At 65.2% G+C, this 22,415-nt stretch carries 25 protein-coding genes; 7 read left to right on the forward strand and 18 right to left on the reverse strand.

Annotation, left to right across the window (positions count from 1 at the left end):
- Positions 1 to 24 precede the first annotated feature (24 nt).
- From GGR89_RS00245 to murA, 11 genes are all read right to left on the reverse strand, one after another.
- Positions 25 to 1,008, reverse strand: a complete 984-nt coding sequence (locus GGR89_RS00245) for a HEAT repeat domain-containing protein (RefSeq protein ID WP_125974597.1) — start codon at positions 1,006 to 1,008, stop codon at positions 25 to 27.
- Between the two features lie 16 nt (positions 1,009 to 1,024).
- Positions 1,025 to 1,159, reverse strand: a complete 135-nt coding sequence (locus tag GGR89_RS22530; protein ID WP_277600098.1) for a hypothetical protein — start codon at positions 1,157 to 1,159, stop codon at positions 1,025 to 1,027.
- Positions 1,160 to 1,215: 56 nt separating this feature from the next.
- Complete coding sequence (locus GGR89_RS22535; RefSeq protein ID WP_277600099.1) at positions 1,216 to 1,350, reverse strand: hypothetical protein; 135 nt, start codon at positions 1,348 to 1,350, stop codon at positions 1,216 to 1,218.
- A gap of 25 nt (positions 1,351 to 1,375) precedes the next feature.
- Complete coding sequence (locus GGR89_RS22540; RefSeq protein WP_277600100.1) at positions 1,376 to 1,507, reverse strand: hypothetical protein; 132 nt, start codon at positions 1,505 to 1,507, stop codon at positions 1,376 to 1,378.
- A gap of 94 nt (positions 1,508 to 1,601) precedes the next feature.
- Positions 1,602 to 2,093, reverse strand: coding sequence for a MarR family transcriptional regulator (locus GGR89_RS00250; RefSeq protein WP_125974599.1), 492 nt, complete (start codon positions 2,091 to 2,093; stop codon positions 1,602 to 1,604).
- Positions 2,094 to 2,105: 12 nt separating this feature from the next.
- Positions 2,106 to 3,032 (reverse strand): transposase, encoded by a 927-nt coding sequence (locus GGR89_RS00255; protein ID WP_125974601.1) that lies wholly within the window; start codon positions 3,030 to 3,032, stop codon positions 2,106 to 2,108.
- Positions 3,020 to 3,889 carry a hypothetical protein gene (locus tag GGR89_RS00260; RefSeq protein ID WP_125974603.1) on the reverse strand — a complete coding sequence of 290 codons (870 nt, stop codon included), beginning with the start codon at positions 3,887 to 3,889 and terminating at the stop codon, positions 3,020 to 3,022. The genes GGR89_RS00255 and GGR89_RS00260 overlap by 13 nt, the downstream gene beginning before the upstream one ends.
- A 223-nt stretch (positions 3,890 to 4,112) precedes the next feature.
- A complete protein-coding gene (locus GGR89_RS22545) occupies positions 4,113 to 4,241 on the reverse strand; it encodes a hypothetical protein (RefSeq protein WP_277600101.1) in 129 nt (42 codons plus the stop codon).
- Between the two features lie 214 nt (positions 4,242 to 4,455).
- Positions 4,456 to 5,070: a hypothetical protein gene (locus tag GGR89_RS00265; protein ID WP_125974605.1), complete on the reverse strand. Its 615-nt coding sequence runs from the start codon at positions 5,068 to 5,070 to the stop codon at positions 4,456 to 4,458.
- Complete coding sequence (locus tag GGR89_RS00270; protein ID WP_125974607.1) at positions 5,060 to 5,566, reverse strand: RNA polymerase sigma factor; 507 nt, start codon at positions 5,564 to 5,566, stop codon at positions 5,060 to 5,062. The genes GGR89_RS00265 and GGR89_RS00270 overlap by 11 nt, the downstream gene beginning before the upstream one ends.
- Before the next feature lie 673 nt (positions 5,567 to 6,239).
- Positions 6,240 to 7,523, reverse strand: a complete 1,284-nt coding sequence (gene murA, locus GGR89_RS00280) for a UDP-N-acetylglucosamine 1-carboxyvinyltransferase (protein WP_125974609.1) — start codon at positions 7,521 to 7,523, stop codon at positions 6,240 to 6,242.
- Between the two features lie 150 nt (positions 7,524 to 7,673).
- Here murA and GGR89_RS00285 point away from each other — a divergent pair, with 150 nt between their 5' ends.
- Positions 7,674 to 8,381, forward strand: a complete 708-nt coding sequence (locus GGR89_RS00285) for a Crp/Fnr family transcriptional regulator (protein ID WP_125974611.1) — start codon at positions 7,674 to 7,676, stop codon at positions 8,379 to 8,381.
- Between the two features lie 191 nt (positions 8,382 to 8,572).
- On the opposite strand, the gene clpS is transcribed toward GGR89_RS00285, so the two are convergent.
- From clpS to GGR89_RS00300, 3 genes are all read right to left on the reverse strand, one after another.
- Complete coding sequence (gene clpS / locus GGR89_RS00290) at positions 8,573 to 8,905, reverse strand: ATP-dependent Clp protease adapter ClpS (RefSeq protein ID WP_064310916.1); 333 nt, start codon at positions 8,903 to 8,905, stop codon at positions 8,573 to 8,575.
- Between the two features lie 167 nt (positions 8,906 to 9,072).
- The gene (locus GGR89_RS00295) at positions 9,073 to 9,831 is read right to left on the reverse strand and encodes a phasin family protein (protein ID WP_125974613.1); all 759 of its coding nucleotides are present in this window, start codon (positions 9,829 to 9,831) and stop codon (positions 9,073 to 9,075) included.
- 119 nt (positions 9,832 to 9,950) lie between these two features.
- Positions 9,951 to 11,687 carry a PHA/PHB synthase family protein gene (locus GGR89_RS00300; protein WP_125974615.1) on the reverse strand — a complete coding sequence of 579 codons (1,737 nt, stop codon included), beginning with the start codon at positions 11,685 to 11,687 and terminating at the stop codon, positions 9,951 to 9,953.
- A gap of 130 nt (positions 11,688 to 11,817) precedes the next feature.
- Between GGR89_RS00300 and GGR89_RS00305 the strand changes: the two genes are divergently transcribed.
- Positions 11,818 to 13,026, forward strand: coding sequence for an LL-diaminopimelate aminotransferase (locus tag GGR89_RS00305; protein WP_125974722.1), 1,209 nt, complete (start codon positions 11,818 to 11,820; stop codon positions 13,024 to 13,026).
- Between the two features lie 257 nt (positions 13,027 to 13,283).
- The gene (locus tag GGR89_RS00310; protein ID WP_125974617.1) at positions 13,284 to 13,706 is read left to right on the forward strand and encodes an acyl-CoA thioesterase; all 423 of its coding nucleotides are present in this window, start codon (positions 13,284 to 13,286) and stop codon (positions 13,704 to 13,706) included.
- Here the strand turns inward: GGR89_RS00310 and GGR89_RS00315 are convergent.
- The gene (locus tag GGR89_RS00315) at positions 13,703 to 14,005 is read right to left on the reverse strand and encodes a hypothetical protein (RefSeq protein ID WP_125974619.1); all 303 of its coding nucleotides are present in this window, start codon (positions 14,003 to 14,005) and stop codon (positions 13,703 to 13,705) included. The two genes, GGR89_RS00310 and GGR89_RS00315, sit on opposite strands and share 4 nt — an antisense overlap.
- Positions 14,006 to 14,075: 70 nt before the next feature.
- Complete coding sequence (locus GGR89_RS00320; RefSeq protein ID WP_125974621.1) at positions 14,076 to 14,558, reverse strand: winged helix-turn-helix transcriptional regulator; 483 nt, start codon at positions 14,556 to 14,558, stop codon at positions 14,076 to 14,078.
- A gap of 135 nt (positions 14,559 to 14,693) precedes the next feature.
- Here GGR89_RS00320 and GGR89_RS00325 point away from each other — a divergent pair, with 135 nt between their 5' ends.
- The 4 genes from GGR89_RS00325 to GGR89_RS00340 all read left to right on the forward strand — a co-directional run bounded on the left by GGR89_RS00325 (position 14,694) and on the right by GGR89_RS00340 (position 21,205).
- Positions 14,694 to 16,781: a RelA/SpoT family protein gene (locus tag GGR89_RS00325; protein ID WP_125974623.1), complete on the forward strand. Its 2,088-nt coding sequence runs from the start codon at positions 14,694 to 14,696 to the stop codon at positions 16,779 to 16,781.
- 104 nt (positions 16,782 to 16,885) lie between these two features.
- Positions 16,886 to 18,691, forward strand: a complete 1,806-nt coding sequence (locus GGR89_RS00330; RefSeq protein ID WP_125974625.1) for a DUF885 domain-containing protein — start codon at positions 16,886 to 16,888, stop codon at positions 18,689 to 18,691.
- A gap of 122 nt (positions 18,692 to 18,813) precedes the next feature.
- Positions 18,814 to 20,130, forward strand: a complete 1,317-nt coding sequence (locus GGR89_RS00335; protein ID WP_125974627.1) for an Nramp family divalent metal transporter — start codon at positions 18,814 to 18,816, stop codon at positions 20,128 to 20,130.
- 49 nt (positions 20,131 to 20,179) lie between these two features.
- Positions 20,180 to 21,205: a glycosyltransferase family 2 protein gene (locus tag GGR89_RS00340; RefSeq protein WP_125974724.1), complete on the forward strand. Its 1,026-nt coding sequence runs from the start codon at positions 20,180 to 20,182 to the stop codon at positions 21,203 to 21,205.
- A gap of 55 nt (positions 21,206 to 21,260) precedes the next feature.
- On the opposite strand, the gene GGR89_RS00345 is transcribed toward GGR89_RS00340, so the two are convergent.
- A complete protein-coding gene (locus GGR89_RS00345) occupies positions 21,261 to 21,992 on the reverse strand; it encodes a class I SAM-dependent methyltransferase (protein ID WP_125974629.1) in 732 nt (243 codons plus the stop codon).
- Entirely contained in the window at positions 21,993 to 22,412 is a 420-nt protein-coding gene (locus tag GGR89_RS00350) for a GtrA family protein (protein ID WP_206431211.1), read from the reverse strand.
- Positions 22,413 to 22,415 lie beyond the last annotated feature (3 nt).

Here is a 22,415-nt window from a genome sequence, read left to right on the forward strand (position 1 = left end):
GGTCTCCGTGTCGGGAAAGCACGCTCACTCCGCCGCCAGGGCGGGCGCGACGTCGCTCAGATGGTGGATGGTCTTCTGCGCCGCGCGGCGCACCGCCGGATGCGGATCCTCGGCGCACATCCGCTCGAGGAGCGGCCAGGCGCGCTCCAGGTTGAGGCCCAGATATTCGCGCATCGCGTGCCAGCGCACATAATGCGAGGGGTGCGCGACGAGACGCTCCATCTGCTCCCCGGCGTCCTGCCGGCCAAACAGGCGCATCGCCGTCGCCAGCATCTGCAACCGGGTCGGCTCCTGCGCCGAGGATGCCGCGCCGACCAGGCTCCGGGAATCGACATCGAATTCCAGCGCCATCGGCAGTCCATGGCGATACATCTGCACCTGCAGGACCAGCGCATGGGCGCCGACCTTCGACGTGTATTCGAACGCTTCATCGGCGCCGAAATGGAAGGTATCGCCCGGCTCGCACACAAGCGAAGGGCCCTCGCGATACGTCTTTCCGCTCGTCGCCAGATCGTCTTCGTCGGCGAACGGATCCATCTTCCAGGTCTGCAGCGTGAAGTCGCGGGCGCGATAGATCTTGAGGAAGGTGTGCTGCCCGCCAAAGGTCAGCGTCCGCCGATCGCCGGGCGTGCGCCGCTTCGCCATGTCGATTTCGAACCCGTCGAGGCCCAGCAGCATCGCGCTGAACTGATCGGTCGACACCAGCACCATGCCGCCGAAGAACTCGCCGCTGATCGGCTGGAACGACGATCCGTAGAACGGATTGCGGGCGGCACACGCCCGCTCCTCGGCCACGATCTTGCGAATGCGATCTTCGGTGAAGAATTCGCTGCAAAGCGCGAACACTTCCTCCGGCGTCATGTCACGCTTGTCCTGCAGAGACCGTTTGAGATCCCCGAAGCCGAGCGCGCGATTGTAATAGAGGACGCTGCGCTCGTTGTCGTCGAGCAGCGTCTGGCGAAAATCGGGGTGCCGCACGACCGACAGCACATCCTGAAGGTTCTTCATGACCGCCGCTCCGCGTTCAAAAGGGGCCGGGCATCAAAATGGCGATGATGATGCTCACATCCGGATCGATGACCGTCGGCCGCATCCGCGGACCGCCCGGTCCGGCGACGTCGAGATCAAGAGCAGGCAAGGTTTCAACCGAGGTGTTCATGGCGTGATACTCCCCTGTCGGTGACGGGTGCGGCACCTGCCGCACCCGCACCTGGTTCAGTCGGTGACAGCGATGACGATGCCGATCGCGATGCCCGCGATGATCTGCCCGGCAACGACCGGAGTGTGCTTCGACGAGTTGGGTGCCCCGACTTCGAGATCGAGCGTGGGCAGGTTCTGCGTGCGTACCATGGTGTTTTCCCCTTTTTGCTGGCGATCAGAAGATCGCGCCGATGACCGATGCAATGCCGGCGGTCAGGCTGCAGAGCACAGCCTCGCCACGCTGCTCGACGAGCATTCCGGCTTCGAGTTCGAGAGAAGGGAGCGTGTTGACGTGATAAATGGCCATACGTTTCTCCATTTACTGAGTAAGACTTGCTTACAAGACGTCGATTTCAGGTCGACTTGGAGAATTTCCTACACTCTTCATTTGAGGTCAATTATCAGCTAAGACAGTTATTCCCAAAGTGAGAAAGTATAGATGCATGCATTTCGGATAGTTCTTCCGAATCCGCGAAATTTACCCCCGATATCCGGAGAAAATATTCTTCAAGAGCCGCCTTCATGTGCTGGCTGAGCGATATCCAGGTACGTCGGCCGTCCTGCGCGTCCGCAACGCCTTCCAGCACGCCGGACGCAATCAGATTGGCGACGCAGCGGGCACCCGTGCTGCGGGACACGCCGGCGATGAACGCGACATCGCAGATCGACACGCGCAGGCCCTTGCGTTCCGAAAGATAGAGGTCGAGCAGGATGTCCCAGTTCGGCTCGGCCAGCCGGATACCTGTAAGGATCCGATGCCGAAGCGTTCGGGACCGGACGATGTCCGCCGCGACTCGCCGGCACAAATCCGCCCGCGCGGCTGCGTCGAGGCCACCCTGTGGGGCCGATACGCTCATCGAGACATTGGTGGGTAGCGACGGGTCGATGTGCATGGGGACGCCCTCCTAATGTGCGGTTCGCGTGATCCAGTGCCGGCCGGCATTGATGGCGGCGCACTGCCGGGCCGCCATGCGCGCGACAAACGGCGCCGATCGGCGGGCAGCTTGCGCAAAGACCTCGATCCGTGCGTCGATCGACGGGCAGGTCGAGGCGAGCGCGGTCAGCGCGGCGAACTGGATCCGTTCGCTAGGATGATAGGCGGCGTAGGTCTCCACCAGATCCCGGGCGTTCTCCCCACCGATCTGGCTGCAGATCGCCAGCAGCGGCTCGATCGCGGTTTCCGTCAGATTCTCGGAGATGACGCCGTTCGAAACGTCAAAGCCATATTGGTCGCGGTAGCCGATATGCGGCGCACGCTCCATGATGTTGAGCGACACCGAGAGCGCATCGGCGGGCAATTGGGCATGAATGTCGCGATGCGCCCGGTACAGCAGCACCTTGCCCCGCGACAGGCGAGACCGCTCGACAAAACGCAGGTCGACCGCATCCCCCACCGCACCGACGCAGGCGTCATAGTCGAACTCGTAATAGTCGCTCCAATAGCCCGGTCCGGTGTATCCTACCGTCAGGAAAGAGAAATTATGGTCGTGCGGCCTGTGGTAGAAGAAGGCCTCGGGACCGTTTTCCTGCAGGACCGGGTCCGTCTCGGCGGGCCAGAAATTGGCGCGCACGATGAAATTCCTGCCGGCATGGAGCATCACGACCTGCGGGCCATAGGCGTTGCGCACGCTCTGGCTGCGGCAGCGGTCTTTCAGCTCGGCGACGATGATGTCCGCCAGAAAGTCGCGATTGGCCGCTAGGTCGCCGAGCGCCGGGCCGAACGACGCGAAGCAGGCTTCGTCGCGTGCGTCGAATCGTCCGGTCTCCACGATGTCGACAAGATCGCCGAGCCCGATCGCCTTGGGATCGTTCGCCGCGATCACGCGTGGCATGGTGTTGCTCCCGCTGCCTGGCCGGCCAACATCGAGATCGCGCAGCGGGCCACATCGCGTATTTCCGGATGCGGGTCGCCGCGTTCCATCGCGCGCAATCGCTCCATCGCGCGCCCGGCGTCCACGCCCAGCAATTCGCGGGTCGCGTGCCAGCGAAGATAGAAGGCGTCGTCATGGGTATAGCGCTCGAGAACATCGGCATCGCCGGCCCGGCCGAGCATGGAGAGGAACGACAGCAGCATCTGGCTGCGCGACGCGCCGTCGTTGGTGCTGCTCGCCCCTACCGCCAACAGGCTCTGCGCGTCGTATTCGACGAGCAACGGGGCCCGGTCGACGCGGATATCGGCTTGCAGCACGACGATGTCGGACACTGCGTGGCTGATCACATAGCTTTGTGTTCGGCCATCGGTCGTCAGGATCTCCCCGTCCTTGATCGCGCGGTAGCCGGCAGGCGCGCAACAATGGCCGTCCGCCAGGCTGAACAGGGCATCCGGCGCCGCCGCCGACCAGAGCTGAAGCAGCGCGCCGCCGCCCTTCAGAAATTTCTGCAGGGTAAGGCCCCCGGTGAAAATAATTGCCCCGGGGCCGCGTCGGTGCGTCTTCTTCGCGGCGAGTGCGTCGATGGAGAGCACGTTGAGCGTCAGCGTGACGCAGTCATGGCTAAAGAGAACCAGCCCGCGCTGGTGCTTATTGCCGTTCGCCACCAGCGGCAGATCGAAGAAGGGGTCGGCGGCGGCGGTCTGCGCCATCCGCTCGATCCAGCATGTCAGCCAGCCGGTTTCCGCGAAGAGGTTTTCAACCAGCGCGCGTACGGCTGTCCCGCTCCGCTCGGTCAGCCCATCCAGTGCATCGTGCAAGCCAGCCAGCGCCGGCTGTACGCGCCAATGCAATGCGGGATGGTCCGTCCGGGACTGCGTTCCGGCCAGATACGCTTGAAGGTCTGGGCGAGGAATCATGGGTCCTCCTGCGCGGATGGCGCAATTCTCCTGCCGCCGCGCCCTCTCCGGCCGCGGCGATAGTGGTGGTGCGACGATGTGGCGATGTCGTCATGCCGCCGTGGCGGGGGCACGACGGAAGCGATCAGTTGGCTACGACGACCCCCAGGAACACGGCGAGACATGCGACCCCGCCGACTTCCTCCCGAACGACATTTCCGCAGAAGCCGACCCGCGTCTTCAGCGACAATTTGCTGTGATCGATCTTGTTCATGACAGCTCCCCCAAATGTGCCGGCGATGCGGCGATCCTTCCCCATATCCGTGATGCGTACAGGTTCGCTGCCCGTCACGCGCCATGAAGGCGCGACGGCGAACAATCCCGACCGAACCGACGGGACAACCATTTCAGTTGTCAGGAGTATAGTCTTCGCGCAGCGGAAAACCTGTCGCAACTTCTGAAAAAAAATTTGCGGCCGATTCTCGCGATTACTGGCCCAGCGTGAATCGATCCAGGGCGGCCTCCTGCCGATACTCGGCAAGCGAGCTGGTCAATCTCCGCACGATATGACGCTGCCGGTTAAGTCGCACGATCAGATAGGCGACCGTGACGAACATCGCGCCCAGCCCCAGCAGCGTGGGCCAGGTCCACAGATGGTCGACAAAATGACCGAAGGGCTCCCCGTTTTCACTCTGCCGCAGCGAGGAAAACACCATGCCGAATAAGCTCAGTGGCCCGAACAAGATTAGGTCGAAGATGGTGCGGCGAATGCGCGCACGGTGGCGAACGATCTGCCCTTCGACGAATTGCTGGCGTTCGCGCTGGTCCGCACCCCACTCGACCCGCCGCAGACGATAATGGGTGTAGGTCGACCACAACACGAACGCGATGATCGCCGCCGCGACGATCAGCATCCCCAGCGAGAATTTCCGCCAGGCAGCGAACGAGACGGCCGCGATCAGCAGGGTGGCGACGAGCATTTCCGCCCGCTCGATCCAGCGCGCCCGGCGAACCGCACGCTGCGACAGGGCCATCACCACACCGGTGGAATGCGAATCTTCCTGCTGCCACAGCTGCGCAAGGTCGTCGAAGTCAGCCTGCATGGGTGCTCCCCATCTGCTCGATCAGCGACGCCTTGGCGCGCTGGCAGCGAAGCATGGCTGCGTTGGTCGTGATGCCGAGGGTGTCGGCGATTTCGGCGAACGAGAATCCCTCCAGCATCAGCGTCGCCGTTTCACGTTGGGCTGCACTGAGCATTCGCACCGCCGCCAGCAGGCGTGACCTGCGGTCCGACGCGATCGCCGCCTCGTCGGGTTGCGGGCCGCCCGCGGGGACCTCTTCGCCCAACTCCTCAGTCGCCGGGAGGCGCCGTTGACGCGAGACATGCGTGACCGCACGTTTTTGGGCGATGCTAGCAACATAGGTCTTTACGGAGGACTGGCCCCGAAAGGATGGCAGGGCTCGCCAGATGGCCAAGATCATCTCCTGCTTCAAGTCTTCGCGCTGACTGGGATCTAATTCATAAGCCAACGCAATGCGCGAGAGCAGCCCCGAATATGTTCGAATCACCTGCTCGAAGCTGAGGCCATCTTCCGTCAAATGGTCACCGGCTCACAACATACATCGTCGCAGATATCCAACTACCCGACGGTATAGAACCCCGTCTTGCTTTTGACGTCAATGGCAAAGCCATATTGAAGTGCGGCGACGGTTAGGCTCAGATCTGGCATGGTGCTGCCTCGCTGGGCAGCCTCAGACTCGTAGATAGCCCATTTCGGCGTGAGCCTCCGTCACCGCATCCGTGCCGGATCGGCGTATGCGCTCGTGTCGCTGATCTGCGCCACGGCCAGCAATGGCAGGCCGCCATTCACCAGGTCGGTAATGGTACTGTGGCGGAGTGTATAGGCCGTCGTCCCGGATGGCAGCTCGGCAGCGATAACCGCCTCCGCAATCTGCCTCTCCCATGTTTCCTTGTCCCACGCCTTACCGTTGGCGCGCGCTAGCTGTTTGATCCCACAATGTGGTGGTACGATTGACCAGCATGCAGAGCGGGAGGAGCCATGGGCCAGGTTCTACACGGCAGCGCCCGAACGACGGAGGCAGTGCCGGTTTTCTGGGCGGAGCACAAAGTTACGTGGCCCTTGATGTCCAGCGGTATCGACCGTTGGCGCATTCTGCGGGCAGGAACGATCGCGCTCGTGGCCCGCTCCAGCAGCACTGCCCTGCGCCCTCCCACCGCCTTCGTCGGCGGGAGGGAGAAGGGATATGACGCTCAACCGTCCCCGACGCGCTCGATGTCCGCACCCACCGCCTGCAGCTTTTCCTCCAGCCGCTCGTATCCGCGGTCGAGGTGATACACCCGGTTGACCTGCGTCTCGCCTTCGGCCGCGAGGCCGGCGAGGATCAGGCTCATCGAGGCGCGCAGGTCGGTCGCCATCACCGGAGCGCCAGTGAGCTTCTTTACCCCGCGCACGATCGCGGTGCGGCCATGCACCTCGATGTCCGCGCCCATCCGGGCCAGCTCGGGCACGTGCATGTAGCGATTCTCGAAGATCGTCTCGGTGAGCGTGCTCGCTCCGTCCGCCTTGCACAGCATCGCCATGAACTGCGCCTGCATGTCGGTGGCGAAGCCCGGGAAGGGCGCGGTGTTGAGCGTCAGCGGATGAATGCCGTTCTCGGCGGCGATCCGGACGCCGTTCCCGGTTTCCTCGACCGTGATGCCGGCCTCGGCCAGCGCATCCAGCGTCGCCCGCATGTCCTCCGCCGAGGCACCGACCAGCTCGACGTCGCCGCCGGTGATCGCCGCCGCGCAGGCATAGCTGCCCGCCTCGATGCGATCGGGCATCACTGCATAGGTGGCGCCGTGCAGCCGATCACGACCGTCGACCTCCAGCGTCTCGGTGCCGATGCCGCGGATCACCGCGCCCATCGCGACGAGCAGGTTGCACAGATCGACGATTTCCGGCTCGCGCGCCGCGTTTTCGAGGACCGTGGTGCCGCGCGCGGTGGCCGCCGCCATCAGCGCATTCTCGGTCGCGCCGACCGAGACGACCGGGAAGCGGAAGCGCCCGCCCGCAATGCGGCCGCCGGGCGCCGTCGCCTTCACATAGCCGGCGCTGATCTCGATCTCGGCACCCATCGCCTCGAGCGCCTTGAGGTGGAGGTCGATCGGGCGGTTGCCGATCGCGCAGCCGCCGGGCAGCGACACCGTCGCCTCGCCCTCGCGGGCGAGCAACGGGCCCAGTACCAGGATCGAGGCGCGCATCTTGCGCACGATGTCATAGGGCGCGACCGTCGAGGTCAACCGGCTGGCGCGCACAGAGAGCACCCTTCCGAATTCGTTCGGGCGCGTGCCCTCTACCGAGGTGGACGCGCCGAGTTCATTCAGTAGATGTCCGAAGCTGTCGACATCTGCCAAGCGTGGCAGGTTGCGCAGCGTGAGCGGCTCGTCAGTGAGCAGCGCACACGGCATCAGAGTAAGGGCGGCGTTCTTCGCCCCGGAAATCGCGATCTTGCCGGCAAGTCGGTTGCCGCCACGGATGAGGATACGGTCCATGGCGAGCTTCTAGCCGCTCTGCGCGTCGGCGCAAGCGGCGGGCTGCCGGGTCGGCTTGATCGATTTTAATGCGCTGATTCCATTGCGCTGCTTTGCAGGGCGAACCGGGGGAAAGTGCAGAGCGTGTCATCCAGTTGTTTTGCCGATGTTTTGAGCGAGTTCATCCACCTCACGCCGAAGGAGCGCGAGGCGCTGGATGCGCTCGAGTTGCGCCAGCGCCATGTGCGCCGCGGAGCAATTTTACAGCGTGAGAACGAGCCTTGCGGGGAGTTGTTCATACTCCGCAAGGGCCTGATGATGAGCTATGTGCTGCTCGACGACGGCAGCCGGCAGATCCTCCGATTCCTGTTCCCGGGCGACATGCTCGGCATCTCCTCGGCGATTTATCACGAGGCGCCGGAGACGCTGTGTGCCCTTTCGGACACGGTGGTCTGCCCGTTCGACCGCGCGACCTTGTCCGCAATCATGCAGGAACATCCCAGGCTTTCGGCGATGATCCTCGTCTACAGCCAGATCGAGCGGGTGGCGCTGACCGATCGGCTCGCCGCACTGGGGCGGACCAGCGCCAAGGCCCGCGTCGCGGCGCTGCTGCTCGACCTGCGCAACCGGCTGCGCGCGACCGACAAGTCGATCGACCGCGCGTTCCCACTCGGGCTGACCCAGGAGGAGATCGGCGATGCGACGGGGCTCACCGCGGTGCACGTCAACCGCATGCTCCGCCAGCTCGAGGAAGAAGGCATGATCGCGCGCGAAGGCGGCCGGGTGACCTTGCTCGATAGGGGCGCGCTGGCGGGGGCTGCGAACTACGTCAATCGCTACGAAGGGCTCGACCTGCGCTGGCTGCCGCCGGCGCGGTGATACGGCGTGCGGGGTGCTACGCCTTGCTTGCCCCTCCATCGTCATTCCCGCGAAGGCGGGAATCCATTTGCCAGGACGCTGGGGAAAGAACCGAAGAGTCAGCGCCGATGGATCCCCGCCTTCGCGGGGATGACGGATGTTGTGCATTTGGAGCTAGTACACCGCCGATCACGATGACGCGGCCGGAACGCCTACGCCTTCTCCAACGTGCACTGCAGCGGGTGCTGGTTCTGCCGGGCGAAGTCGATCACCTGCGAGACCTTGGTCTCGGCGACTTCGTAGCTGAACACCCCGCACACGCCCACGCCGCGCTGGTGGACGTGGAGCATCACCTGGGTCGCTTCCTCGATGTTCATCCGGAAGAAGCGCTGCAGCACCAGCACGACGAACTCCATCGGGGTATAGTCGTCGTTGAGCATCAACACCCGGTACGGGGTCGGCTTCTTGGTACGGGTGCGGGTGCGGGTGGCGATGCCGACCGCGTTGTCGTTACCGCGATCGTCCTGGTCGCCGTCCTCGGCCATCCGAATCTGTGTTGTACGAAGCTCGACCATAGGCATGGCAAAATATGTCGCAGCGCCCCCAAGGGCAAGGCATGGAGAGGCTTCATCGGCATTTTGTCGCCACGAAAAAGGGGCGATCGCCGCAGCGACCGCCCCCAAATCGTTCCAATCCGGGCCGACAACGCCGATCAGGCGGTGGTCTTCACCTTCTCGACCGCAACCGCGAAGCGGTTCGAGATCGGCTGCGCGGCGTCGCCGGCCAGCTTGATCATCGCTTCGGTGTGCTTCGAGGCTTCGGCGACATAGGAGTCGAACGCGCTGCGCATGTAATCGCTCTGCAGCTTGAAGAAGTCGGTCGGCGACTTGACCGAAGCGAGGTTCTTCATCGCGGCAGTCGCGCTCTCGAACGAGCGGCGGCTATAGTCGGCAGCTTCCTGGCCCAGGCTCTCGAAGCCCTTGGCGGCGATGCGGCCCGATTCGACCAGCGCCTCGATGTTGCCCTTGGCGAACTCGTTGGCCTCTTCGACCAGCTTGGTCGACTTCTCGACAGCGGCCTTGGCGCGCTCGTTCATGTCGGCGAATGCGCTGTGGGCCTGCGCGGTCGCGTTCTCGTAGGTGGTAGCCATGGTGGTCGTTTCCTTCGCGGTGCTGGTGGTGACCGCCGACGCGACGGTCTCTACGGCTTCGATCACCGGTTCGGCGACGGCCTCGGCCGTTTCCGCGGGGGCGGCGATCGTCTCTTCAACGTGGGTCTTCACTTCCTGCGGTGCAGCGGTCTCGACCGGCGCCGGTACCAGGGCCCCGACCGGGACGATCGTCTCGGCCAAGGGGGGTACGGGCGGCGGCGTCACCGCGGCAGCTTCGGCCAGAATCGCGGGCTTGGGAGCACCACGTGCCGCCGTTTTGGCGGCGGGTTTGGCCGTCGTCTTGGGTCCCTTGCTGGCCATGTGACTAGCTTCCCTGCCTATTGCTGCACCGCAGCATATAACGAGATGGCGCCAGATTTGCAAGGCGTCATTGTGCGCTGCACAAAAAGTTACGAACAACGCATTTTCACAACATTTTCTCACCGCATCTTAACATAATCGCCGGGGGCTTCCGCAACTGCACAAAGGTTCCCACCCCCAGGAACCCGTGCGCCGTTTGCCGCAACTTTGGCACCGCTCACCGCACGGAGCCAATCGAGCCAGTCTGGCCACCAACTTCCGGCATGTTCCGTCGCCTTTTCGAGAAAGGATTCCAGCGACTCGGCAGGACCTTGATTGGTCCAGTATTGGTATTTTTTAGCAGATGGGGGGTTTATTACACCTGCGATATGGCCGGAGCCGGCGAGCACGAACTTGTGCGGCCCACGAAAATACTCGGTCAACTTCCACACACTTTTGGCAGGCGCAATATGATCTTCGCGCCCCGCCTGGATGTAGCTGGGCGTGGTGACCTTCGAAAGGTCGACCGGGGTGCCGCCGATGCGCAGCGCGCCTGGCGCGATCAGCTTGTTGTCGCGGTACAGGTCGGTGAGGTAGCTGAGATGCCAGCTCGCCGGCAGGTTCGTGACGTCCGAGTTCCAGTGGAGCAGGTCGAAAGGGGCATATTCCTGCCCCATCAGATAGTTGTTGGTGACGTAATTCCAGATCAGGTCGCGCCCGCGCAGCAGGTTGAAGGTCGCCGCCATGTAGCGCCCGTCGAGGAATCCATCGGCGCTCAGGCTGCGGATCATCGCCAGCTGGTCGTCGTCGATGAAGACGCGCAGGTCGCCCGCTTCGGTGAAGTCGACCTGGGCGGTGAAGAAGGTCGCACTCGCCACCTTCGCCGCCTGATCGCGCGCCGCGAGCACCGCCAGCGTTGCCGCCAGCGTCGTGCCGGCCACGCAATAGCCGATGGTATGGACGCTCTCGACCCCGAGCAGGTCGCGCACCGTGTCGATCGCGTCGATCTGGCCGCGCTCGACATAATCGTCCCACACCACGTCCTTCATGCTCGCATCGGCCGAGCGCCACGAAACGACGAACACGGTGATCCCCTGCTCCACCGCCCAGCGGATGAAGCTTTTCTCCGGCGTCAGGTCGAGGATGTAGAAGCGGTTGATCCAGGGCGGGAAGATGATCAGCGGGGTCTCCAGGACTTCGTCGGTCGTCGGCGAATACTGGATCAGCTCGTAGAGCGGGGTGCGCTTGATCACCTTGCCGGGCGTCATCGCCAGATTGCGACCGAGCTCGAACGCCCCCGCCGCGGTCTGCGTCATCTGTCCCTTGGCCATGTCCTGCAGCATGTGCTGCAAACCCTTGAGCAGGCTCTCGCCCTTGGTCTCGACGATCTTCTCGATCACCTGCGGGTTGGTCGCGGGGAAGTTGGTCGGGCTGATCGCGTCGATGAAGCCTTGCGTGGCGAAGCGGATCTGGTCCTTCTGCCGGCCGTCGACATGCTCCAGCGCCTCGACATTCTTGAGCAGGTGATCGGCGATGACGAAATAGCTCTGGCGGAGGAAATCGAAGATCGGCTCCTCGCGCCATTGCGGCGCCTTGAAGCGCCTGTCGCGCGCCTGTTCGGGCGATTCGACGAAGGGCTCGGCGTTGGCTGGGTCGAGGAAGCGCTGCCACAACTGCATCGTGTCCGCCCAGAAGTCGGCGCTGGCGCGCATCGCGGGCGTGGGATCGAGCAGCATGCCGAAGGGCGGCGCGGCAGGCACATGCTCCATCAGGTCCAGCCCATGCTCCAACATCATCTGCTGCGCCCGGCCCAGCACCCAGGTCCAGTGCTGCAGGTCTTCGAGGCGCGGCAGGGTCGGCGTGAGCGTGTCGGGCATTCGATCCTCTCCTTTGCCCCGCCTTAGCGCAGGCAATGCAATGCGTCATTCCCGACTTGGTTATTATGGCGTAGAATGACCGCACGACACAATTTTGTGTCGCATGCCAGAACCCTTGAAAGTCGAGGAAATGTCCGAAGAATTCTACCGCATCAAGCGCTTGCCCCCCTATGTCATCGCCGAAGTGAACGCGATGCGGGCGGCGGCACGCGCGGGCGGAGAGGACATCATCGATCTCGGCATGGGCAACCCCGACCTGCCGCCGCCCGACCATGTGATCGAGAAGCTCTGCGAAGTGGCGCGCAAGCCCGACGCGCATGGCTATTCGCAGTCGAAGGGCATTCCAGGCCTGCGCCGCGCCCAGGCGAACTATTATGGCCGCCGCTTCGGCGTGGAACTCGATCCCGAGACCGAAGTCGTGGTGACGATGGGCTCCAAGGAGGGCCTGGCCAGCCTCGCCACCGCGATCACCGCGCCGGGCGACGTGGTGCTGGCGCCGAACCCGAGCTACCCGATCCATACCTTCGGCTTCATCATCGCGGGTGCCACGATCCGCGCGGTGCCGACCACGCCCGACGACGCCTATTTCGAAAGCCTTGAGCGCGCCATGAACTTCACCGTGCCGCGCCCGTCGATTCTCGTCGTCAACTATCCGTCGAACCCGACGGCGGAGACGGTGGACCTCGCCTTCTACGAACGCCTCGTCGCCTGGGCGCGCGAGAACCAGGTTTGGATCCTCTCCGACCTCGCCTATTCGGAGCTGTATTTCGATGGCAAGCCGACGCCGTCGATCCTCCAGGTCAAGGGCGCCAAGGACGTCGCGGTCGAGTTCACCTCGCTCAGCAAGACCTATTCGATGGCCGGCTGGCGGATCGGCTTCGCGGTGGGGAACAAGCAGCTGATCGCGGCGATGTCGCGGGTAAAGTCGTATCTAGACTACGGCGCCTTCACGCCGATTCAGGCCGCCGCCTGCGCCGCGCTCAACGGCCCGCAGGACATCGTCGAGAAGAACCGCCTGCTCTACCACAAGCGCCGCGACGTGATGGTGGAGGCCTTCGCCCGCGCCGGCTGGGAGATCCCTTCCCCCCGCGCCTCGATGTTCGCCTGGGCGCCGCTGCCGCCGGCGCTGGCGCATCTCGGCAGCCTGGAGTTCTCTAAGCAACTGCTCACCCATGCCAAGGTCGCGGTGGCGCCGGGCGTGGGCTATGGCGAAAATGGTGAGGGCTATGTCCGCATCGCGATGGTGGAGAACGAACAGCGCCTCCGCCAGGCGGCGCGCAACGTGAAAAAGTATCTCCAGTCGATGGGGGTCAACACGCCGGCGGCGAACGCGGGGTGATGGCGGCGGCCAAATGGCCGTCTCAGCAAAATGACGTGGTGAAGTCCTGCAGCTGCAAAAGCGAGGCCTCGCGCACCACAACCGTCATCCCGGCGAAAGCCGGGATCCATTGAGGCCTCCCGCTAGGCTCCATCCCCGGCGTTCTGGCAAATGGATCCCGGCTTCCGCCGGGATGACAATCCTGTTCAAAGACGGCACGCCCACATGTGCACCCCGCACTTGCGAACCTTGCCCCAATCGGGGCAAAGCGCGCCCCCATGTCCCGCCCCGGCTTTCCCTTCTCCACCCGCTTCCGCGTCCGCTATTCCGAGATCGACGGGCAGAAGATCGTCTTCAACTCGCGCTATCTCGAATATGCCGATGTCGGGCTCACCGAATTCTGGCGCTGGGCGGATCTCGCCAGGCTTGGGCCCGAATGGATGGAGGCGGAGTTCAACGTCGTCCGCGCGCAGGTCGAGTATAAGCGCCCGTTCCGCTTCGACGACCTGGTGGAGGTGTTCGTCCGCGTCGAGCGGCTGGGCAACAGCAGCATGACGATGCGCGCCGACCTCTGCCATGCGGAGACCGGCGACCTCCACGCCGAGGTGGAACTGGTCAGCGTCCATCTCGATCTGGACACGCGCCGCCCGAAGCCGATCCCGGAGGCGGTACGCGCCGCGCTGCTGGCGATCGGCGCCTAGACGACCACGTCGGCGAAGGCGCCGCCCTGGGCCCGGCCCAGCTTGCGGCGCATCTCGTCCTCGATTTCCCTCCGGATCGCGGCCTGCTTTTCGGGGGCAAGCTGGTCGAACTGTTCCTGCGTCAGGTTGTAGCGCTTGAGCACGGCTTCCTTGGTGCGCTCGGCCGGGCTCTTGCGGGCTTCGCGAAGAAAGGTTTCGGCGGTCTCGTCGACGGGGCCGCTCGTGCTGCCGTGGGTCGCAGCGATTACCGCCACGCCCCGCACGCCGTTGATCCCCACCGTCGAAATGCTGAACGTCATGCGCAAATTTCCCTGATGCACGGGCGCATTATAGAAGCATTTACGCTTCGGCGGCGCGCAAGGGGCAGACTTACTCCGCCGCGCGGGCTTCTTCCGCCTCCTCGGGAAGCGCCCAGAGCAGGTCGCCCTTGCCCAGCACCCGGCCGTCCTGCGCCTGCACCGTCACCGGCGCGATCGGCTTGCCGTCGCGGGCATCGACGAGGATCGGCGAGGCCGGCACGCCGGTCTCCCAGCGCTCGCCCCATTGGCGCAGCGCCACCATCGTCGGCAGCAGCGCGTGCCCCTTGTCGGTCAGCCGATACTCCACCTTGCGGCGATCGTCGGCACAAGGCTGCCGGGCAAGGATGCCGTGCTCGACCAGCCGCGCCAGCCGATTGGCGAGGATGTTGCGGGCGATGCCCAGTTCGCTCTGGAATTCCTCGAAGTGGCGCAGGCCGTTGAACGCGCCGCGCAGGATCAGGAACGACCAGCGTTCGCCCATCGCCTCCAGCGCGGCTGGCAGGCTGCATTCCCGCGCCATGGCCCGCAGCGTCTCTCGAACGGCTCCACCCATGGGGTCACCCTATCGCAAAAATGGGGGGTGGGAAACCGGCGCGGCGCAGCCCTTCAGCCACAGCCTCGCAGCTAAGCCGCGATTGCAGCTTCAAATCGGTTGCAAAAAGCGGGCCAGTGACGCCATCTAGAAGGCGTGCTGCGTCAGTATGAACTTGTAGACCGGGTCCTCTCCTACGACCCCGAAGCCGATGAGGCATTGCTCAACCGGGCCTATGTCTTTTCGGTCAACGCCCATGGCACCCAGAAACGGGCCTCGGGCGACCCCTATTTCAGCCACCCGATCGAGGTGGCCGGCATCCTCACTGACCTGCATCTCGACGACGAGACGATCGCGACGGCGATCCTCCACGACACGATCGAGGACACGGTGGCGACGCCGGAGGAGATCCAGCGGCTGTTCGGGCCCAACGTCGCCCGCATGGTCGACGGCGTCACCAAGCTCTCCAAGATCGAGGCGCAGACCGAAAGCGAGCGCGCGGCGGAAAACCTCCGCAAGTTCCTGCTCGCGATGTCCGACGACATCCGCGTGCTGCTGGTCAAGCTCGCCGATCGGCTGCACAACATGCGTACGCTCCACTTCATCAAGAAGGAGGAGAAGCGCCGCCGCATCGCCCGCGAGACGATGGACATCTATGCCCCGCTCGCCGAGCGGATCGGCATGTACGAGTTCATGAAGGAGATGCAGACGCTCGCCTTCCGCCAGCTCGAACCAGAAGCCTATGAATCGATCACCCGGCGGCTGGAGAGTTTCCGCGTCGAGGGCGAGGACCGGGTGCTCAAGATCGCGTCGGGCCTCAAGCTGCTGCTGGGGCGCGGCGGCATCGAGGCGGACGTGACAGGGCGCGAGAAGCATCCCTACTCGATCTGGAAGAAGATGTCCGAGCGCCATGTCAGCCTCGAGCAGCTGTCCGACATCATGGCCTTCCGTGCGATCGTCGATACCGAGGAGGAGTGTTACCGCGCGCTGGGGGTGATCCACCGCCGCTGGCCGATGGTGCCGGGCCGGTTCAAGGATTACATCTCGACGCCGAAACGCAACGGCTATCGCTCGCTCCACACCACGATCATGCACGCCGGCGACACCCGCGTCGAAGTGCAGATCCGTACCCGCGACATGCACGCCCAGGCCGAATTCGGCCTCGCCGCGCACTGGGCCTACAAGCAGAGCGCGGTCCGCCCCGACACCCAGGTCAGCTGGATCCGCGACCTGATCGAGATCCTCGAACATGCCGAGAGCCCCGAAGAGCTGCTCGAACATACCCGCATGGCGATGTACCAGGATCGCATCTTCGCCTTCACCCCCAAGGGCGAGCTGATCCAGCTGCCCAAGGGCGCGACCCCGATCGATTTCGCCTATGCGGTCCACACCGATCTCGGCGACCAGGCCGTGGGCGCCAAGATCAACGGCAAGGTGGTGCCGCTGCGCACCGAGATCGAGCAGGGCGACCAGGTGCAGATCCTGCGTTCCAAGGCGCAGGAGCCGCAGCCCAACTGGCTCAACTTCGCGATCACCGGCAAGGCCCGCGCCGCGATCCGCCGCCACCTCCGCCACAAGGAGCGCGACGAGACGATCCGGCTGGGCCGCAAGCTCTACGAGGACATCGTCGCCCGCCTGCCCGTCGCCCCCGGTGAAGGCGCGCTCGGCGAGGCGCTCAAGCGGCTGAAGCTCGCCGATGCGGAATCGCTGATGGAGGCGATCGCCCGCCGCAGCCTTACCGACCGGCAGGTGATGGAAGCGGTGATGCCGGGCTCGGCCAGCGGCGAGGACGACCAGCTGCCGCCGCAGCACCATGCCATCGACATCAAGGGCCTCACCCCCGGCGTCGCCTTCACCTATGCCGAGGATTGCTGCCCGGTGCCCGGCGACCGCATTCTGGGCGTGCGCAAGCCCGACCAGCCGATCATCGTCCACCGTATCGATTGCCCGAGCCTCGCCGATGTCGAGGAAGCCGATTGGGTCGACCTGACCTGGGGCGACAAGGCCGATGGCGGCGTCGCCGAGATCGCAGTGACGCTGAAGAACGAGCCCGGCGCGCTGGGCACCGTCGCGACTCTGATCGGCCAGCACAAGGCCAACATCCTGGGGCTACGGCTGGATAACCGCGACACGACCTTCCACACCAACACGATCGACCTCGAAGTGCGCAACGCGGCGCATCTGATGAAGCTGCTCGCGGCGCTGCGCGCGGCGGACGCGGTGAGTTCGGCCGAGCGGGTGTGACGGATTGCCCTATCCTCCCCCCGCCAGGGGGAGGAAACGCTGTGGACCTTGCCTAGATTCGCGGTACGCTGCCCCCAGCAAACACAGCATTTGGGGGAAAAGCCTTGGATCGTCGTACCTTCCTCGCTTCGTCGAGCACCGCTACCCTGGCCGCGCTGCTCCCCGCCGCGGCCCGCGCCGCCATGGCTGGCACCCGCGATGCCGAGATCAACGCCGTCTACAACCAGATCGTCGCCGAGCGTATCCAGCGCTCGCCGGAGTTCGCCACCTCGCTCGGCTTCGACAAGGGCCCCAACGCCGCGCTCAAGCACAAGCTGAGCGACGACAGCCCTGCCGCCAAGGCCCGCAACCTCGCCGATACCAAGGCGGCGATTGCGAAGATCGAGGCGTTCGATCCAGCCACCCTGTCCGAGGGGGCGCAGCTCGATCGCGAAGTGGTGCTCTACTCGCTGCGCAGCGCCACCGTCTCGCAGGACAGGTTCCAGATCGACTCGGTCGGCCGCCCCTTCCCGATCACTCAGCAGGGCGGCGCCTATTTCTCGACGCCCGATTTCCTCAACTCCAGCCACACGATCGTCACCCAGGACGATGCCGAGGCCTATCTGGATCGTCTCGATGCCTTTGCCGGCGCGCTCGACCAGGACACCGCGGACCAGAAGGAAGCCGCGGGACGCGGGCTGGTCGCGCCGGTCTTCTGCCTCGAGCTGACGCTCGCCCAGATAGCCAAGCTGCGCCAGGCCGATCCGGCCGCGAACACCCTCACCCAGTCGCTGGTCCGCCGCGCCGCCGCCAAGCAGCTCCAGGGCGACTGGCAGGGTCGCGCCGCGAAGATCGTTGGCGAGAAGGTGTATCCCGCGCTCGATCGCCAATACGCGCTGATCAAGGACCTCCACGCCAAGGGCCGCCCCTCCGCCGGCTTGTGGGACGTGCCGCGCGGACAGGAAATCTACGCGGCCGCACTGGAGCAATGGACGACCACCAGCTTCACGCCCGATCAGGTCCACAAGATGGGGCTGGAGCAGGTCGCGGAGATCAGCGCCAAGCTCGATGCGCTGCTGAAGGCGCAAGGGCTGACGAAGGGCAGCGTGGGCGAAAGGCTGACCGCGCTCAACGAGCGCCCCGACCAGCTCTATCCGGACACCGCCGAGGGGCGGACGGCGCTGATCGCGGGGCTCAACGCCAGCGTGCAGGAAGTCGCGGCATTGCTGCCCAAGGCGTTCCTCAACCCCAACAAGGCGCCGCTGGAGATCCGCGCGGTGCCGGTGGAGATCCAGGACGGCGCGTCGAACGGCTATTACACCCGCGCCGCGCTCGATGGGTCGCGCCCCGCCATCTACTGGATCAACCTGAAGAGCGTCGCCGACTGGCCGAAATACTCGCTGCCCGCGCTGACCTTCCACGAAGGCCTGCCCGGCCACCATCTCCAGATCAGCACCGCGCAGGCGGCGGAAGGCCCGCTGATCCGCAAGTTCGGCTTCTTCAGCGCCTATACCGAAGGCTGGGCGCTCTATGCCGAGCAGCTGGCCGACGAGCTCGGCGCCTATCACGGGCCGCTGGAGCGCGCCGGCTATCTCCAGTCCTTTTTGTTCCGCGCAGTGCGGCTGGTGGTCGATACCGGCATTCACACCCAGCAATGGACCCGCGAGCGAGCGACCGATTACATCGTCCAGAACACCGGCTTCGCCCGGCCGCGTTCGCAGCGCGAGGTGGAGCGCTATTGCACGATGCCGGGCCAGGCCTGCGCCTACAAGCTCGGCCACATCGCCTGGACCCGCGCGCGCGCCAACGCCCAGAAGATCGCCGGCAACAAGTTCGATCTCCAGCAGTTTCATGAGGTGATCCGGCTGGGCGCGATGCCGCTCACCATGTTCGAACGGCTGGTGGAGGAACGCGCCAAGGCCATGGCCTGAGGCTTGGAAGATCCTGCCCGGGAAGGCAGGATCTTCCCACCTGCCCCAGCCCCAGTATGGTTGCGGCGACCGGAACCGCCCGCCACAAGGGCGGTTGCCTTTCCCGTGTCCGTGAGCCCGCCATGTTCAAACTGCCCCGCACCGCTACCGCGCCCTTCTGTCCCTCCGAGGTCCGCGGCAGCGTGAGCGTGCCCGTGGGCCTGTCGCCGCTGGCCAAGCTGCTGCGCTATATGGGGCCGGGGCTGCTGGTCTCGGTCGGCTATATCGATCCGGGCAACTGGGCGACCGATATCGAGGCGGGCTCGCGGTACGGCTATGGCCTGCTGTTCGTCATCCTCGCCTCCAGCGCGGCCGCGATGGTGCTGCAATCGCTGTGCGCGCGGCTGGGCATCGCCACCGGCCGCGACCTCGCCCGGCTGGTGCGCGACCGCTATTCGCCGGGGGTCGCCAAGTTCCTCTGGGTGTTCGCCGAGCTCGCGATCATCGCGACGGACGTCGCCGAAGTGCTGGGCAGCGCGCTCGCCTTCCAGCTGCTGCTCGGCATTCCCTTGTGGATCGGCGTGCTGATCACCGCGCTCGACGTGGTGATCGTGCTCAGCCTCAAGGGCCAGGGCTTCCGCCAGATGGAGGCGATCATGCTCGGGCTGGTCGGCACGGTGGCGGCTTGCTTCGTGGTGCAGCTGTTTCTCTCGCCCCCCGACGGCGCCGCGGTGCTGGCAGGCATGATCCCCGATCCCGCCCGCCTCGCCGACCCGCATGCGCTGTACCTGGCGATCGGCATCCTCGGCGCGACGGTAATGCCGCACAATCTCTATTTGCACAGCTCGGTGGTGCAGACCCGCGTCTCGGGCGCCGACGAGGCCAGCCGCAGCGAGGCGGTGCGCTACGCCCAGTTCGACATCATCGCCGCCCTGCTCGCCGCCACCTTCGTCAATGCCGCGATCCTGATCGTCGCCGCCTCCGCCTTCAATGCCAACGGCCATACCGGCGTGCGCGAGATCGAGGATGCCTATCGGCTGCTCGTGCCAGCTACCGGCGCCGCGATCGCCGCGCCCCTGTTCGGCATCGCATTGCTCGCCTCGGGGCAGAGCGCGACTTTTACCGGCACCATCGCCGGCCAAGTGATCCTGGAGGGGTTCCTCGACCTCAAGATCCCGTGCTGGGTCCGCCGGCTGATCACCCGCGGGCTGGCGCTGGTCCCGGCGCTGATCGGCGTGCTGCTGCTCGGCGACGGTGCGGTGGGTCGGCTGCTGGTGCTGACCCAGGTCGTGCTCTCCGCCGGGCTGCCCTTCGCGATGGCGCCGCTGCTGCTGCTCACCACCGACCGCAGCCTGATGGGCCGCTTCGCCAATCCCGCTTGGCTGCAGGCGATCGGCTGGCTGCTGTTCGCCGGAATCACCGGCGCAAACGTGTGGCTCGTCACCAGCCTGTTCGCCTGATGCGCGCCCGCTCGACGGGCCGTTCCGGCAGCGCTACAGAGCGCGCGTGATGAAACGTCCCCAGCTTTCCGTCGTCGTCCCCTGCTACAACGAAGAAGCATGTCTTGACATGCTCCACGGCCGCGTCAGCGCCGCCGCGCGCGCCGCAGTGGGCGAGTCGTATGAAATCGTCTTCGTCAACGACGGGTCGCGCGATCGCAGCTGGGAGGTGATGCAGCGCCTGTCCGCCGCCGACCCGCACCTCGTCGCGATCAACCTGTCGCGCAACCACGGCCACCAGCTCGCGCTCACCGCGGGCCTGGACCTGTGCGCCGGCGAGCAGATCCTGATCATCGACGCCGATCTGCAGGACCCGCCCGAGCTGCTGACCGAGATGCGCGAAACCATGGCCGCGCAGGGCGCCGACGTAGTCTATGCCGTGCGCCGCAAGCGCGAGGGCGAAAGCCTGTTCAAGAAAGCGACCGCCGCGATCTTCTACCGCATGCTCGATCGCATCACCGACACGCCGATCCCGCTCGACACCGGCGACTTCCGCCTGATGAGCCGGCGCGCGCTCGATGCGCTGTTGTCGCTGCCCGAACAGGCGCGCTTCATCCGCGGCATGGTCGCCTGGATCGGCTTCCGCCAGGTGCCCTTCGTCTATGACCGCCATGAGCGGCATGCGGGGGAGACCAAATACCCGCTCGGCAAGATGATCCGCTTTGCGCTCGACGCGATCACCGGCTTCTCGACCGCACCCCTGCGCTTCGCCAGCCATGTCGGGTTGCTGCTGACGGCGGCCTCGGTGCTGCTGATCCTCTACATCCTGATCGCCTGGGCGATGGGGCACGCGATCCAGGGCTGGACATCGACCATGCTGGTCGTCGTGATCCTGGGCGCGGTGCAGATGTTCGTGCTGGGGATGATCGGCGAGTATCTCGGCCGGCTCTATGTCGAATCAAAGCGCCGGCCGTTGTACCTTATCGCAGATGTCGCGGGGCCGGTGCAGGCGCATGCCTCGCTGGGGTACCGCCAGCAGGATTCGGGGACGATCAGCGTGTCGCCTCAGGCCCGGCACAACGACGCGGCGGAGTGAAATCTTCTATTCCCCCTCCCGCTTGCGGGAGGGGAGAAAAGGACGCAGCGCTACCTCAGCCCTTCGGCTCGGCGATCACGATGATCGACAGCCCCGGCGGCATCGGCAGACGGCCGAGCAGATGCCGCTCCAGCCCGAAGATCGTCTCGAACGCCTTGTTGAGCACGGCCGGCGGCGGCGAATCGTCGCTGTCGTCCTTGCCCATCAGCTTGCCGGCGAAGCGCGCTGCCACCGCTACCGGGAACAGCAGCGAGTTGAACCAGCGCAGCTTGCGCCACTTGAGCCCCGCCTTTTCCAGCGATGCCAGCAGCGTGGCCTTGGAATAGCGGCGCTTGTGGTGATTCACCACATCGTGCGCGCTCCACATCCACTGGTGCGCGGGCACAGTGATCAGGATCTTGCCGCCGGGCTTGAGCACGCTGGCCATCGCCTTGAGCGCGGCCACGTCGTCCTCGATATGCTCGACCACGTCGAGCACCGCGATCAGGTCGTAGCTGCCGGGCTGCACCCCGGTCAGCTCGGGCAATGGCGAGGCGCCCACCGGCTTGCCCAGCCGCGCGCTGGCGATCGCCCGCGCCGCCGGATCGATCTCGATCGCGTCGACCTCGCCGAACGCGCCGAGCATCGGCAGATTGTGCCCGGTGCCACAGCCGATCTCGAGGATCTTGGCGTCCTTCGGCACCGCGCCGTAGCGCGCCAGATAGTCGGCGAGGATGTCGCGGCGGGCGCGGTACCACCAATGGGTGGAGTCATGCGCCGCCATGCGGTCGTAAACGATACGGTCCATTCAGCCGAAAACCCACAAGCGATTGAGTGCGAAAGTCGCGAAAGGCGTGACGAGCACCGCCGGCACCAGCGGCCACCAGGTGGGCCCATGGATCCAGGGGCCGGTGAGCAGCCAGGTGAAGCCCGCGTTGAGCACCATGCCCGTCGCCTGTACGACGAAGAATCTCAGTTTCAGCGCCGCATTTTCCTCGGCGCCGTGCCCCTGGAAGCTCCAGCGGCTGTGCATGAAATAGCCGAACACCACCGCGACCAGAAAGCCGGCCACCGAAGCGGCGACCGGATGGATCACATAGGTGGCCAGCGGCCAGTAGACGGCGGCATAGACCACCGTCGAGAGCCCGCCGACGATGACGAAGCGGATCAGCTGGCCCAGCACCCCGCTGGCCCGTAATGCTTCCACTCGCTGCAATACCGCCGTCATCTC

The organism is Sphingomonas trueperi (assembly GCF_011927635.1).
Taxonomy (GTDB): Bacteria; Pseudomonadota; Alphaproteobacteria; order Sphingomonadales; family Sphingomonadaceae; genus Sphingomonas; species Sphingomonas trueperi.

Coding starts and splice junctions, on each gene's coding strand:
- GGR89_RS00245 (WP_125974597.1), bottom strand. CDS start 1,008: ATGAAGAACCTTCAGGATGTGCTGTCGGTCGTGCGGCACCCCGATTTT.
- GGR89_RS22530 (WP_277600098.1), bottom strand. CDS start 1,159: ATGAACACCTCGGTTGAAACCTTGCCTGCTCTTGATCTCGACGTCGCC.
- GGR89_RS22535 (WP_277600099.1), bottom strand. CDS start 1,350: ATGGTACGCACGCAGAACCTGCCCACGCTCGATCTCGAAGTCGGGGCA.
- GGR89_RS22540 (WP_277600100.1), bottom strand. CDS start 1,507: ATGGCCATTTATCACGTCAACACGCTCCCTTCTCTCGAACTCGAAGCC.
- GGR89_RS00250 (WP_125974599.1), bottom strand. CDS start 2,093: ATGCACATCGACCCGTCGCTACCCACCAATGTCTCGATGAGCGTATCG.
- GGR89_RS00255 (WP_125974601.1), bottom strand. CDS start 3,032: ATGCCACGCGTGATCGCGGCGAACGATCCCAAGGCGATCGGGCTCGGC.
- GGR89_RS22545 (WP_277600101.1), bottom strand. CDS start 4,241: ATGAACAAGATCGATCACAGCAAATTGTCGCTGAAGACGCGGGTCGGC.
- GGR89_RS00265 (WP_125974605.1), bottom strand. CDS start 5,070: ATGCAGGCTGACTTCGACGACCTTGCGCAGCTGTGGCAGCAGGAAGAT.
- murA (WP_125974609.1), bottom strand. CDS start 7,523: ATGGACCGTATCCTCATCCGTGGCGGCAACCGACTTGCCGGCAAGATC.
- clpS (WP_064310916.1), bottom strand. CDS start 8,905: ATGGCCGAGGACGGCGACCAGGACGATCGCGGTAACGACAACGCGGTC.
- GGR89_RS00295 (WP_125974613.1), bottom strand. CDS start 9,831: ATGGCCAGCAAGGGACCCAAGACGACGGCCAAACCCGCCGCCAAAACG.
- GGR89_RS00300 (WP_125974615.1), bottom strand. CDS start 11,687: ATGCCCGACACGCTCACGCCGACCCTGCCGCGCCTCGAAGACCTGCAG.
- GGR89_RS00305 (WP_125974722.1), top strand. CDS start 11,818: ATGTCCGAAGAATTCTACCGCATCAAGCGCTTGCCCCCCTATGTCATC.
- GGR89_RS00310 (WP_125974617.1), top strand. CDS start 13,284: ATGTCCCGCCCCGGCTTTCCCTTCTCCACCCGCTTCCGCGTCCGCTAT.
- GGR89_RS00315 (WP_125974619.1), bottom strand. CDS start 14,005: ATGACGTTCAGCATTTCGACGGTGGGGATCAACGGCGTGCGGGGCGTG.
- GGR89_RS00320 (WP_125974621.1), bottom strand. CDS start 14,558: ATGGGTGGAGCCGTTCGAGAGACGCTGCGGGCCATGGCGCGGGAATGC.
- GGR89_RS00335 (WP_125974627.1), top strand. CDS start 18,814: ATGTTCAAACTGCCCCGCACCGCTACCGCGCCCTTCTGTCCCTCCGAG.
- GGR89_RS00340 (WP_125974724.1), top strand. CDS start 20,180: ATGAAACGTCCCCAGCTTTCCGTCGTCGTCCCCTGCTACAACGAAGAA.
- GGR89_RS00345 (WP_125974629.1), bottom strand. CDS start 21,992: ATGGACCGTATCGTTTACGACCGCATGGCGGCGCATGACTCCACCCAT.
- GGR89_RS00350 (WP_206431211.1), bottom strand. CDS start 22,412: ATGACGGCGGTATTGCAGCGAGTGGAAGCATTACGGGCCAGCGGGGTG.